Origin of the sequence: Gimesia fumaroli, assembly GCF_007754425.1 — a bacterium.
Classification (GTDB): domain Bacteria; phylum Planctomycetota; class Planctomycetia; order Planctomycetales; family Planctomycetaceae; genus Gimesia; species Gimesia fumaroli.
In genome coordinates, this window is sequence record NZ_CP037452.1 from 2615770 (window position 1) to 2628540 (window position 12771).

General features: G+C 50.0%; 10 protein-coding genes. 6 read left to right on the forward strand and 4 right to left on the reverse strand.

The window, feature by feature from the left end:
* The first annotated feature begins 957 nt into the window (after positions 1 to 957).
* From Enr17x_RS10020 to Enr17x_RS10030, 3 genes are all read left to right on the forward strand, one after another.
* Positions 958 to 3564: a polysaccharide pyruvyl transferase family protein gene (locus tag Enr17x_RS10020; RefSeq protein WP_145308291.1), complete on the forward strand. Its 2607-nt coding sequence runs from the start codon at positions 958 to 960 to the stop codon at positions 3562 to 3564.
* Between the two features lie 158 nt (positions 3565 to 3722).
* On the forward strand, positions 3723 to 5903 hold the full coding sequence (locus Enr17x_RS10025; RefSeq protein WP_145308293.1) for a sialate O-acetylesterase: 2181 nt from the start codon (positions 3723 to 3725) through the stop codon (positions 5901 to 5903).
* A gap of 113 nt (positions 5904 to 6016) precedes the next feature.
* Entirely contained in the window at positions 6017 to 6778 is a 762-nt protein-coding gene (locus Enr17x_RS10030; RefSeq protein ID WP_145308295.1) for a class I SAM-dependent methyltransferase, read from the forward strand.
* A gap of 133 nt (positions 6779 to 6911) precedes the next feature.
* Here the strand turns inward: Enr17x_RS10030 and Enr17x_RS10035 are convergent, their stop codons facing one another.
* The 4 genes from Enr17x_RS10035 to Enr17x_RS10050 all read right to left on the reverse strand — a co-directional run bounded on the left by Enr17x_RS10035 (position 6912) and on the right by Enr17x_RS10050 (position 8885).
* The gene (locus tag Enr17x_RS10035) at positions 6912 to 7346 is read right to left on the reverse strand and encodes a hypothetical protein (RefSeq protein ID WP_145308297.1); all 435 of its coding nucleotides are present in this window, start codon (positions 7344 to 7346) and stop codon (positions 6912 to 6914) included.
* Positions 7347 to 7409: 63 nt separating this feature from the next.
* Complete coding sequence (locus tag Enr17x_RS10040; RefSeq protein WP_145308299.1) at positions 7410 to 7847, reverse strand: nucleoside deaminase; 438 nt, start codon at positions 7845 to 7847, stop codon at positions 7410 to 7412.
* A gap of 135 nt (positions 7848 to 7982) precedes the next feature.
* Positions 7983 to 8396: a GNAT family N-acetyltransferase gene (locus Enr17x_RS10045; RefSeq protein WP_145308301.1), complete on the reverse strand. Its 414-nt coding sequence runs from the start codon at positions 8394 to 8396 to the stop codon at positions 7983 to 7985.
* 63 nt (positions 8397 to 8459) lie between these two features.
* Positions 8460 to 8885, reverse strand: a complete 426-nt coding sequence (locus Enr17x_RS10050) for a DUF4112 domain-containing protein (RefSeq protein WP_145308303.1) — start codon at positions 8883 to 8885, stop codon at positions 8460 to 8462.
* Between the two features lie 1070 nt (positions 8886 to 9955).
* Between Enr17x_RS10050 and Enr17x_RS10055 the strand changes: the two genes are divergently transcribed.
* From Enr17x_RS10055 to Enr17x_RS10065, 3 genes are read left to right on the forward strand one after another with little or no spacing between them, the layout of a single operon-like run.
* The gene (locus Enr17x_RS10055; protein ID WP_145313975.1) at positions 9956 to 10639 is read left to right on the forward strand and encodes a LamG domain-containing protein; all 684 of its coding nucleotides are present in this window, start codon (positions 9956 to 9958) and stop codon (positions 10637 to 10639) included.
* 53 nt (positions 10640 to 10692) lie between these two features.
* Positions 10693 to 11679, forward strand: coding sequence for a hypothetical protein (locus Enr17x_RS10060; protein WP_145308305.1), 987 nt, complete (start codon positions 10693 to 10695; stop codon positions 11677 to 11679).
* A 36-nt stretch (positions 11680 to 11715) separates the two neighbouring features.
* A complete protein-coding gene (locus tag Enr17x_RS10065; RefSeq protein WP_145308307.1) occupies positions 11716 to 12762 on the forward strand; it encodes a sialidase family protein in 1047 nt (348 codons plus the stop codon).
* Positions 12763 to 12771: the final 9 nt, after the last annotated feature.

Sequence of the window (12771 nt, forward strand, 5' to 3'; positions counted from 1 at the left end):
GTTTGTGGAAAAGTGACTTGAATATTCAGAGGCCAGCCTTGGGCAATCGTTTTGTCAGGCGGAAGATCTGGATTCAAAGCCAGGATTTTCGTGCTGGTTAAATTTGTGATTTCGAAAGCCGTCCATTCCGGTCCCTGAATCGTGCCTTTTAGTTGAAACCAGATCTCAAATCGATTGTCCTTTGTTCTGGTGGCGGTCAATACTGCCTGTTTCAAATGATTTCGAGTGGGTAAGTTCGTGCTCCAGACACAGCTCTGTCTGTTTTGCTGTGTGAGCGTGAGGTCGTAGTCGCCATTCCATTTTGAAAGTCCCTCGGTGGCGCCATAGACAGAGACACGCACATGCTGAGGGTTTTTAATCTGCCACACATCTTTTTTCGGTTCCGTACTCATCGCTTTTTCCATATCTAATTACAGGTAGGATTAGTCAATATCAACTATTGATACACAAGATTCATCAAGTGCCGGATTCAGACGCTTGCGGGTGCAGGCTGGCAGCCGGAAAGAATTCCCAACACAGAAAAACATCATCGGGTGATTTGCTCCGATTCGAGCAATGGGGGAAATGTACGATTGGGAGGCTCTCAATCAAGAGGAAAGACAATCTTTCTTCAGCCCGCTGGTGGGCGTTCGATGAGTAGTTCACGCTGTGCAGGGATTTTGAATCCATAAGAATCGTGCAGGTCTTGTTGCTAAAACGCGACTCTGGGTTTCGCGTCTGGACAATAAACATATGCGCCGTTTTCGACGTCGCGGCCTCCACAATTTTAGTGGACCTGGTCTTAAGGCACGCGGTTATAAATTTTATCATTCCGCGCTCCTGTTCCCTGAATGATTGCAGAATGAGTCGATGTCGTTTCGAACCATCGATTGATTTGAATGCGGTGCTGCATCATTCGAATGTTCTGAAGGCAGGCTGCCTTCTTATGATTCCCATTTTTGAAAGAGACGAAAATCCATGCACAAGTACTTTCTACTGACTCCCGTGAGCCAGGACGCTCATACGAATCCTGGGTCAAACCTGATTACCGATGGCATCAAACATTTGATTTCTAAAGCTGATCCAGAGGCAGTGTTCTTTAATGTGAATATGCTGCGTCACGATGAGGCCATCTGGCGCTATGTTCGTGAAGCCGCCGATGTCGTTGTGTTTTGCGGGAACCCGCGTTTTAACGTGACAGAGGAAACGGAGTACTGGGATTGGGATGTCTGGGATGTTCTCAAGTCAATCCGTAAAGAAAATATTCTCATTGCAGATTTGTGGGCAGGCGCATCGTTTACCGAAGCGTCACATCGTTCTGCTGCAGAAAGGGCATCTACTTTTGTTTCAGGGGTGTTTTCAAAGCCTGCTTCCGAGATGGCTTCAGAGATTCTGAAACTGAGAAAAACAAAGGCAATTCTCGAGTATGAACAGGACGTCGATTTGAAAATCGCCCGCGATCAGGTTGCGTATGAACTATTAAAGCAATCGGGAGAAAACGCGCATTTACTGCCATGCTCAAGCTGGTGGGCGCAGGCCTATCATCAGGTCGAACCGCAGCCCAAAAATTATCACTGTATTACCGTGGCCGATTTGCACATCGGTGAATGGGCGCCTTTGTTGCCCGCAGTCAAAAAACTTCAGTCACAGCTTTCACAAGACAAGCCAACGTATGTCCTCGCGCATGCACTGCGCGAATATCAATGGATTCGCAGTCGCTGTCCTGAATTGGAAAACGTTGTCTGCATCTACAATCACAAAGATCTGCTCAATTTTTATGGCAAAGTTGACAAGCTCGTCTCCTGCCGCCTGCATGCGAGTATTCCAGCACTCTCTCTGGGAGCGCAAGTGTGTCATCTTGCTACCGATTCGCGCGCATTGACGCTCAGAGAATTTGGCGTTGAAGCCACGCCGTTCACCCGCATTGCTGAGCCGGACTTTAAACCAGAATTCCAAACTACCAGTGGGCCTGATTCCGTTTCTACTTTTGTCGATCTGTTTACAGATCGGATTGTTAACCGTATCTCCAGCAGAAAGAGTCATTCTATGACAAAATCATCGAATCCGATTACGTTTCATCATGGTCTAGGCGACAGTACCTATTTTGCACACTCCTTGCCACTGTATACGAAACGGGGGCACAAGCCGCGTATCTATTGTACTCCCGATAAGCAGATTCTGTATCAACCCACGGGCGTTGAAGTCATCACGACACCAGAGAAAAATTCGTTACATCATGGCTGGGATCATGCTCCCTCCACCCGTGAACTTCATCCCTGGTCCATCAACAAGGCCGGGTTCAATCTGGGGCGTGGCCCGATGCCTGCCATTGGTAAGACTGAAGAATTATGGGATGAGTATTGTGCAACGAAATTAGACATTACTCCTTATCTTTCTGATGAGTCGCGGGACCATGTTGCTTCGTTGATCGAAGATTTGCCGAAGCCCCTTATTCTTTTGCATACCATGGGGAATACGTCGCCGGGGTATAAGAATCTTTCTCCCGACGTCACCACAGAACTTTATCAGCAGTTGCTGGATCGCACGGATGGAACAATCATTCTACTCGACTGGGACAATCGTGTTCCGCGTTTGAACAATTATCGAATTCGGCATTTGCGCGATGATCTGCACCTTTTGAATCTGGAAGAATTGCTGATCCTGATGACGATGTCGGATTTATTTGTCGGCGTCGATAGTGGTCCGTTACATTTAACGCGTTATACCGATATCCCCACTGTCGGAGTCTGGACGCATAATTTCCCCTCACACTTTACATTACCTCGCAATAAAACATTGAATATGGTGCTGCGATCGCGGGCCAAAAATCGCACAAGGCACTTACGGATTCCCTATAATATCGTAGAACAAACAACGGGAGACGAATACGATGCCGCACAACTGGCCGAGATGTGCGTGCGAATGCTGAGTGCACCGCGCTACCTGTCCGAAGAGAAGATCGCTGCCGACGTTCAACTCCAGCAGTTTGTTGATGAATTTGAACGCGGTGTTGCGGGTGGTGTATCTACGTTTGCTGACCGGCATCGAGGCTTTGATGTTTTGTTCCGGGAAATTAAGAAACGTTTTTCCGCACCCAATATCGTAGAGACAGGCACCATCCGGGCTGAAGAGGATTGGGCGGGAGCCGGTTTTTCGACTTACCTGTTTGGTGCTTTCTGTTCTCGGTATGGAGGTAAAATAGCATCCGTCGATTTAAATGGAGGAAATTGTCAGTTTGCCCGCGCATGGACCCGGATTTTCAAAGAGGTCGTCGAAATTCATCATGCCCATTCGTCTGATTTCCTGAAGTCGTTGCCGGATCAAAGCATTGATGTACTCTATCAGGATAGTGTCGATACTGAGATTCCCACTCATGCTCAGGATTGCCTGACGGAACTCAAGGTCGCCTATCCGAAACTGCATGATCAGTCGATTATCGCTTATGATGATTCTCCCTGGTCAAAAGGTGCATTTCGGGGTAAGGGAGAATTTGCGATTCCCTGGTTACTGGAACGAGGCTGGCAGATTATTTATGCCGGCTATCAGGTCGTTCTCTGTAAAGCCGCGACAATGCAGAATGAATGATGCTTTTGGTCTGATCAGAAATTCTGTTTTGGGATCTGCGAACTTTTCCTTGTATTGCGAGCGAAACTTGTGAATCATTTTACATAGGATTAAGATAATTCTATCTGACTTGTATGCTGACATCCCAACATGAATTTCTGACAAGAATCGAAAAGATAATGAAACTGAAAAACGTCTCACTGCTCGCTGTGACCTGTTTTGTTCTATTCTGTGTGACCACCCGAATTCAGGCAGATGTTCGACTGCCTCACATTTTTGGGGATCATATGGTGCTGCAACGGGAGATGCCCATTCCGGTCTGGGGCTGGGCTGATCCCGGGGAAAAGGTGTCTGTTGAACTCGGCGGCGACCGCGTTTCGACGGTCGCCGACGAAGCAGGAAAGTGGATGGTGAAACTGCCCGCACAGAAGGTCGGCGATCCGGTTTCTTTAACCGTAAAAGGGAAGAATACGGTCACGCTGACCGATGTGTTGCTGGGAGAAGTCTGGCTCTGTTCGGGACAGTCCAACATGGAGTGGACGGTTGCCCGCAGCAATAACTTCGAAAAGGAACAGGCGGCTGCGAAATATCCCAAGATTCGTCATATCAAAATCCCGAAACGTCCCAGCGGCTTTCCGCAGGATGATGTGACCGCCGAGTGGGCCGCCTGTTCGCCTGAGACTGTGGGCAATTTTACTGCGGCGGGCTACTTTTTCGGTCGCAAATTACACAAAGATCTTGATGTTCCCGTCGGCCTGATCAATTCATCCTGGGGCGGCACACGTATTGAACCCTGGACGCCCCCTTGTGGTTTTGAGCAGGAACCGGCATTAGAGGCCATCTTCAAACAGGTTGAACTGACCAATCCAGCGAACGCCGCTTACAAAAAAACGCTGAGTTCGTATCTCGACAGTTTGGAAGCATGGGCCGCGAAAGCGAAAGCGGGATTGAATGCGGAAACACCATTAACGCCGCCTCCCGCATACCCGACAGCGATCCAGCCGCTGACAAGCCACGGCTCGCCGACCACATTGTATAACGGCATGATTCATCCTCTGGTTCCGTATGCGATGCGCGGGGCGATCTGGTACCAGGGTGAATCGAACCACCGTGAGGGCATGCTGTATTATGACAAAATGAAAGCACTCATCGGTGGATGGCGTGACGTCTGGAATCAGGGCGAATTTCCGTTTCTGTATGTGCAAATTGCTCCCTATCAGTATGGCAGCGAATCCCCGAGCATTCTGCCGGTCTTCTGGGAAGCCCAAAACAAGTCGCTGGAGATTCCGAACACGGGGCAGGTCGTCATTCACGATATCGGCAACCTGAAGGATATTCATCCCAAAAACAAGCAGGATGTCGGTGCCCGCCTGGCGTTGATCGCACTGGCCAAGACATACGGAAAAGAGGATCTGGTTTATTCAGGACCGGTTTTTAAATCGCTGAAGAAAGAGGGCGCCAAGCTGCGTGTGACCTTCGATCATGTGGGCAGTGGACTGGTCTCTCGCGATGGAAAGCCACTCAACTGGTTCGAAATCATCGGGGAAGAGACCGACTTCGTCCCTGCGACCGCAGTGATTGAAGGGAACTCGGTAGTTCTCTCTTCACCCAAAGTTAAACAGGCGGCAGCGATGCGGTTTGGCTGGCACAAACTGGCCGAACCGAATCTGGCCAATAAAGAAGGCCTGCCGGCGACTCCCTTCCGCGCGGGCAAGGTTCCTGATCGCGACTGGATGTCGCTCAAGGTTGAAGAATCCAAAGATTATAAGCTGATCTATGATCTCGATCTGAAAAATCTGGGTAAAGAGGTCAATTACAGTGTCGATCTGAGCAAGGGCGTTTTGTCACCCTTCGACCGGATCGCTTACTTTCTAGAACTACAGAAAATCGGTGAGGAAACCCAGTTCGTGTATGTTTCGATGGACGCCTTTACTGACGATCTCACGAAGATCGGCGTACCCACGTTCGGCAGCAAAGCCGTGTTTCAAACAAAGGTGGGCAATCTGAATGTCGTCTCCAATGTCGCCGGCATCGCAACGGGCACGGGACTGATCGGGGGCAACATCGAATTCTGGTCGAGCAATTACGGTCCCGCAAATTCGAAGAACATCCCTAACGCCAGCGCGACGCTGTGGGACTTCGGCGACGAGCCCGGCCCACCCGCCGACGGTTACGGCTGTATGCAGGTGCATAACTATGAAGCGAAGCAGACGCTGTTCGCGATCAACCAGTGGAAAAGCGGCCCCGGAGCCGACCTCGGCATCGGCAACAGCACCGGCCGCACCCGCGACTGGACGTTTTCGTCGAACGCGTTGCAATACGAAGTGAAGCGGTTACGCGTGCTGGTCCGGGCGAAATAAGTATGGTGGTGTCTGCATTCAAGGTAACGTCTGCTTCTTTATCGATGAAAAAGCGAGCTGGGCTATTCAGGTCTGGCCGTCTGTTATAGTGGTAAGATAACGAAAGGAGCAGAGTGTTGGAGGAAGAGACCGAATTTCCGCTGGAGATGATGTTTTCGTTCTTTGAGGGGGTCAAGCGTAAGGGACCAGGCAGCGAAACCTCGACATTGAAAGCTTTGTCGTTGCTGAAAGAGTTGCCGGCTAATCCTCAGATTGCTGAGTTTGGATGCGGTTCCGGCGTTGCAACGATACCATTGGCTAGAAGTCTCGACTGTAGTGTGATTGCAGTGGAAATTCACCAGCCATTTCTCGATGAACTGGCGGCTATTGCAGTCCGAGAGGGATTGGCAGATCGGATAAAGACCGTTCAAGCGGATATGGGAATTCCACCTTTTCCAAACGGCTCGTTTGATGTGATCTGGTCCGAAGCTGCAATTTACAACGTCGGTTTCAAACGAGGTCTACAACTCTGGAAACCACTATTACGGTCTGGCGGATACATTGTAGTCTCGGAAGTCGTATGGCTGACGTCGGCTCCTCCCAGCAAAGCAAAAGAGTTCTGGGAGGCAGAATATCCTATGATGACAATGGTGGAGCAGAATATCAATACGATGTCCGAGCTAGGTTATGATCCTGTTGGCCATTTCATTCTTCCCTTAGAGGATTGGCAGAATTACTACGATCCACTACAGGAGCATGTTGACGAGTTCCGGTTGATGCATTCAGCAAATGCAGCTGCCCAAAATCTTGCCGACTGCTTACAGAGTGAAATTGATCTGTGGAAAGAGTGCGGCAGCAGTTTTGGATATTGCTTCTTTATTGGTAGATCATTCTGACTCTGGCAAATCTAACGGTGGCCGACTTCGACCCGCTCATCATTCTCAACACCATGGTCAAAGAAGGAAAACAATGGGAGGCAAACGTGAGAAATTCCTGAATTTTTAAGACAGTCGCTACTTTTGATGTTAGTTAGTGCCAGGCTGGTGGCTTGAGGGCTTTCGTCTCGCCTGATTCAGATTGTATTCGAACCGATCGTATCTGCGCCAGATAGTTTCCGATGGCAAGGAGGGGGATAAAAATCAGGCCGTAGCTCAACAAACCCCAGGTCAGGTTAAATTTCATCAACCGCTTCAGCAGAGTTCTGGCTTCCTGGGGAGTGGTGTAGCCTGCGAATTCTTCTTGAGTCACCCAGGCCAAAACGCCGCGATAGGTGTGGTAAGTGAGGGAGACATCTCCTTTTTGCGGCGACGTGCGGAGTGTGACGCCTTCGAAACATCGCTGCAGCGGGATCAGGCCATAATTCATGATCCCCCCACATGCCACAAGATAGAAGGGGAGGACGATGAGGACACCAATTGAGGCGATTGACATAATGACTATAAAGAAGCCATCCCAAAATGACATTGCATGAGGTTCCTCTCGGTGACGGAAAGTGCATTTGAGTCTGCGAGCGACTACGCAAATCGATCACTCACCAATATCTTCGTTCCACATTTCAGGGTTGGCGTTGATGAAGTCTTGCATAAGCTGGATGCAGCGTTGGTTTTGCAGGACTTCGAGTTCGATGCCGGCGGATTTGAGGAGATCTTCGTCGCCCAGAAAGGTCTGGTTTTCGCCGATGATGACGCGGGGGATCTGATACAGGCGTATTGCACCGCTGCACATCGGGCAGGGGGAGAGCGTGGTGTAGATCACACTCTGGCGATAGACGCGGGCCGGCTGACGGCCCGCGTTTTCCAGGGCCGACATCTCACCGTGCAGAATGGCGCTGTGTTTCTGCTGTCGCTGGTTATGGCCGCGGCCGATGATTTTGCCTTCGTAGACCAGCACCGAACCGATGGGCACGCCGCCTTCTGCCAGACCCTGTTCGGCTTCTTCGATCGCTGCCTGCATGAATTCGTCCATTGGGGGCGCACTCCTGTTTTGGTATCCGAATAGAATTGATGTGGGGATTATAGTGTTGGAATTGGAACGGCTGAATAGCGGTTTGGGAGATCAGTGATGTTATTTGTTTTTTACCGGCGGCTAGCGCCGACCCGCTCACGTTAGCTTTTTTTGCAGGAAGATTCTTTGCTGGTTGGTGGGGAAATTCGGGAGTGTGCCGAAGGGGGTGTAACCCAGGCTGGTGTAAAAATCGGGGGCTTGAAAACTGAATGTATCGACCCAGGAAGAGTGGCAGTTCCGTTCTCGTGCAATGCGCTCTGCTTCCCGCATGAGCTGACGTCCCAGACCCTGCTTGCGAAAGTTGCGATCGACGGCCAGGGTCTCGATATAGAGCCATTCCCAGCAGGTAAAACCGACCAGCCCGGCGATGATCGTTCCGTCTTCCTCGATTTTCAGCTTCACGGGAAGTGGTGAGTACGGAAAGCCCGTCGCTGCTGAATTTTCTGAGAGAATCGCGCTCACGGCTGCTTCAATCGGCTCGTCATGCACTTCCGAGATCTGAAAATTCACTGTTTGCCCTTATTTCGAAAGTCACTGATGGAAACATTCACCTCAAAGAAAGGGCAAATCATATCAGCCTGTGTTTCGTTTATTCAAGTGCTTTTTCAGCAGCCGGGAGTTGCGGCGGTTTGATTTAAAGAACGCATCAAAGACGTCTCCGAGCAGAGGAATCGCGCCGATCAGAGAATCGAGTGCCACGTTTCCAACCATACGCGCTAAGACCCATCGTGATGCGCCGAGTTGTTTTGCTTCATAGATCAAGTAGCCGGAGAGGGTGGCCGAGATCATGTCTCCCAAGCCGGGGACGATTCCGATCAGGGTATCCCAGCCAATTCGCAGATTGGTGCCGGGAACTCTGAAGGCGTCGTCCAGAAAGTGGGTGAGCTGTTCAAACCTCGCCATTCGATCGCTTCGCTCCGGGTGATAGGAATCACCGATTGCGGGTTTGAATCGCTTTCTAGTGAGCGGCGGACTGATGTTGTTGACGTGTAGCGACATGAGGTTTCCCTTTCCGTTTTCAGGTGATCATCCAGGGGGTACCTGAATGCTCTGGAATCAGTTCAATTGAGAATGCAATTCGTATGCCATATCTTCAGAAGCATTGGAAGTCTTACGGAAATCGTGTTTTCAGTAGTGAAATCAGCGAGAATTGACCTGTCAGAGCGCGAACTGGTCTGAAACCATCCAATCAATGATGTCTGGGGTTAATGATGGATCTGCTATTTTGTTTCTACTGGTGCTGGATGTTTATCTGTGGTAGAGGGAGTTGCATCGGGTAGAATTTGAGGACGCTGGTTTACATTGGCTTTTACCGGCGGTCAGGTCGTGTTTCTTAATTCGAATGATCCATGCAAATGTGGCTGAAGCGGGGCGAATACCCTTCGGCTAATAAGTCATTCCGGCTGGCACATTACCTCAAAACAAGATCAGCCGCACGGCGTTAGCCGCGGTTAATACCGACCTGGGTAAGGCTACTATCCTGAGAACCACACTCCGAAAAATTGATCAATGGCACAACGAGAAGAATTTCTACAGCGGCTTGGGAGTGTCAATGGAAAGTCGGAACTTATCTCTTGTGAAGGAGTGCTGAGATGCAACTAAGTCAAAGTGAAAGGGTTGGAAATCGGGCTGATGCGTTGCGATATCGTTTGATAATTGAGGAGCGGATGAGCAGGGTATTAGGAAATCGAGCTGAAACGAGCGGGTTTTATGGTGCTGATTCTTTCAGAGATTCTGGAACAACAGCTGAACCAGTCGCGTTCTCGCGTGCGACGCATGTAAGGGACCATCTTTTCCAATCGCGGGATGACGTCAAGTCGAAAATGAGCAGTGACAGTGATAAAACAGGCACTGGAACAGCGACAGGGATTTGAGAGAAAAGTACAATTAATGGAATCGCTTTCCAGTAAATGCTAAAGCATTGGTAGCGAATCTTAGTAGAATGGAAGATCGGGACGTTGGAAAAGAAAGCGTCCTGGATTCTGTAAATTCTGTCAGCGCTTATTTTATTGAAGAGGTAACAACCTGTGAAACGATTACTCATTTCCGTCTGGTCATTGATCGTCTGTCTGTCTGCGTCCGTTTATGCTGATGACCGAGGTACGTTGATTTTTGAAGATGATTTTGAGCGGAATGAGTCTCAGGAAACCAAAGACGAAATCGGGAAGGGCTGGGGATCGAACAGTCGGAGTCGTGCGAAAGGGAATAAGCAGGTCGATCTCAAGAACGGGGCGATGTATATTTACATTCACAAAGTCGCAGACCATGCGGTTTCCGTGACTCACCCGGCTGAGTTCAAAGATGGCGCGATAGCCCTGCGGTTCATGCTGGAAGATCCCAGGGACAGTCTGGGGCTGAACTTTGCTGATTTGAAATATAAGCCAGTGCATGCGGGGCATTTGTTCGTTGCGAAAATCAGTACAAAACGCGTGGAGTTGACTGACCTGAAAACGGGCAACATGGAGTTAAAAACGCGCGAGTTGCGAAAAGCCGGCAAGCTGCCAGCCGCACTGAAAGAAAAGTTGAAGACGAAAACCAAACGATTTCCGAACAAGCTGGAAACCGGAAAGTGGTATGACTTAGTGGTGAGCGTTTCCGGTGATACGCTGACGGTTTCGATTGACGGAAAGAAAGTCGGTTCATTTTCTTCGGACGGAATTGCGCATCCGACCAAGCGATTACTGCGTCTGGCGGTGCCACGTAATGCGGTCGTAGATGATGTAAAGATTTATGCCAAATCCACCGATAGCTGATCGCGTTTGCGTCGATATGTCCTGTCCTTCTCCTGTGAAAAGAAAACGCTGAAATGATGTTAAACCACACTCGAACGATGGTCCGGTTGTTATGTCTGTTACTGATGATGAATTTCAGTATCTCTGATATGAACGCTGCAGAGTCTGATCAGAAAGAGACGTTGAATGTGCTGTTTATTGGAAACAGTTACACAGCCAGACACAAGCTGGCCCAAGTGGTAAAGCAGATGGCAGAGGCCGGTAATCCGGGACTGACGTTCAATCCGACGACGGTGATTTACGGGGGACGGCGGCTGGTGGATCACTGGAATCTGGGCTCGCAGAACTATGTGAAACGACATGCGTTGACGCGGGCGGAACAGGAGCAGACGGTCGCTTCTCTGGAGGAAGCGGCGAAGGATTCCAAAAATCGCTATGCGAAGGGAGCACTGGCACGGCATCGAAAACTGCTGAAGGATTTTGAATCTCAACGCACCAAATGGGACGTTGTGATATTGCAGTCTTACCGTGACGACTTGGATGGAAAAGATTCATTGTATGCTCAGTATGCTCCGAAGTTTACTGCGCTGGCGAAAAAACAGGGCGCACGCGTCATTTTGTATGAAACGACGCCGAACACTCAAAACGCGCAGCCTTTGAAAAATGCTCCCGATTCTAAAGCGGTCATGAAAAAGGCGAAAGCGATTGCTGTACTGGCAAAAAAGATTGACGCGTCGGCGGCTCCGATGTCACTGGCGGGATTGCATTGTCAGACAGAACGTCCTGATCTGACATTGCGTTTTGTGAACGATGCGCATTTGAATCAGACGATGGCTTATTTGACAGCCTGCTGTTTGTATGCGGCACTGTTTGATCGCAGCCCGGAAGGATTGCCCGTGGATTCGATTACCGATATTCGGTTTTTCAAAAACAAAGAACGTGATAAAGATCGCGATGGAAAGCCGATTACGAAAACGTTTTCCCCAAAAGACCGTGCCGACCTGCAACGCATTGCCTGGAAAAGTTACCAGCAATTCAAACAGCTTCGCGATGACTCATGATTGATTCGCCGTAAAGCGCTTTGTGAGGTATGAAAAATGATGCGATTGCTTTCGCTGGTTTTACCTGTCGTTCTGATGGTATTGGGATTTCCCCCGTTCATTCAGGCGGAAGAGAAGCCGGTTTCGATTTTCGATCAGCGGATCGGCGGGCACATTCATCCCTCAATCTGCCGGGCCAGCGATGGGACATTGATTGTTGTCTTTAAGGGAGAGAACGTATTACTCTGCTCACGGTCAGTTGATCAGGGAGCGAACTGGTCTGAACCCCGGCCGATTCCGACGTCGGCGAAACGGCCCGATGTGATTCGTGAAGTGAGGAAGTATGAAGTGTATCCGGGGACTGTTGATGCTTTGCCTGACGGTCGAATTCTGGTGACCTGGAATTATATTGCCGATGATAAGGCGCTGGACGGGTATTATGAGCGGGCCTTGCTTTACTCATTGAGTGAAGATCAGGGACGCAGCTGGAGTGAGCAGCATCTGATCGGACCGGTTGACGGAAAACATCTGGGTGCGGTACGACATAATGTTCTACCTTGGAGTAAGGGTCGGTGGCTGTTGCCATTGCGGGTGGGAGTACCGCGATTGTTTGATCCGGAGACCGGTGTGCTTGAACGTTATCCTCTGGTGGGGCCGGATGGAAAGCAGCACGAGTTTCAACAAATTGTGCGCACCGCGAATGGTTCGCTGCTGTCGATGGGGCCGGTCTTATTGCACTCTGTGGATAACGGCGCGCACTGGAAAATCGTGAAGAACTTTCCGGCTGTTCCGGACAAACGTGATAACGCTGAGGGACGCTATTTGACAACGCTTGCCGATGGACGCGTACTGGTGACGTGGGGCAGGGGACAGAAAAATATGGGGCTGAGCTATAACCTGTCAGACGATGACGGCGTGACCTGGGATGCGCAGCGAACTAAAGTGCTGCTGCCGAAAACGGCAGTGACAGCCCGATATTACTCGGCCCGTACGGTTCAGATCGATCAGCAACACGTTGGTACCGTTTTTATGAACCGGCAGGGGGTTCATTTTCTCAAGGTGCCTGTCAGCCGGCTGAGTCAAAGTCAGGTGACGGAAGAATAAATGGACCTC

Bases quoted from the DNA above. Each gene is read 5' to 3' on its own strand.
- Enr17x_RS10025 (WP_145308293.1), top strand. From the start codon at position 3,723: ATGAAACTGAAAAACGTCTCACTGCTCGCTGTGACCTGTTTTGTTCTA.
- Enr17x_RS10060 (WP_145308305.1), top strand. From the start codon at position 10,693: ATGATGTTAAACCACACTCGAACGATGGTCCGGTTGTTATGTCTGTTA.
- Enr17x_RS10020 (WP_145308291.1), top strand. From the start codon at position 958: ATGCACAAGTACTTTCTACTGACTCCCGTGAGCCAGGACGCTCATACG.
- Enr17x_RS10050 (WP_145308303.1), bottom strand. From the start codon at position 8,885: ATGTCGCTACACGTCAACAACATCAGTCCGCCGCTCACTAGAAAGCGA.
- Enr17x_RS10040 (WP_145308299.1), bottom strand. From the start codon at position 7,847: ATGGACGAATTCATGCAGGCAGCGATCGAAGAAGCCGAACAGGGTCTG.
- Enr17x_RS10065 (WP_145308307.1), top strand. From the start codon at position 11,716: ATGATGCGATTGCTTTCGCTGGTTTTACCTGTCGTTCTGATGGTATTG.
- Enr17x_RS10035 (WP_145308297.1), bottom strand. From the start codon at position 7,346: ATGTCATTTTGGGATGGCTTCTTTATAGTCATTATGTCAATCGCCTCA.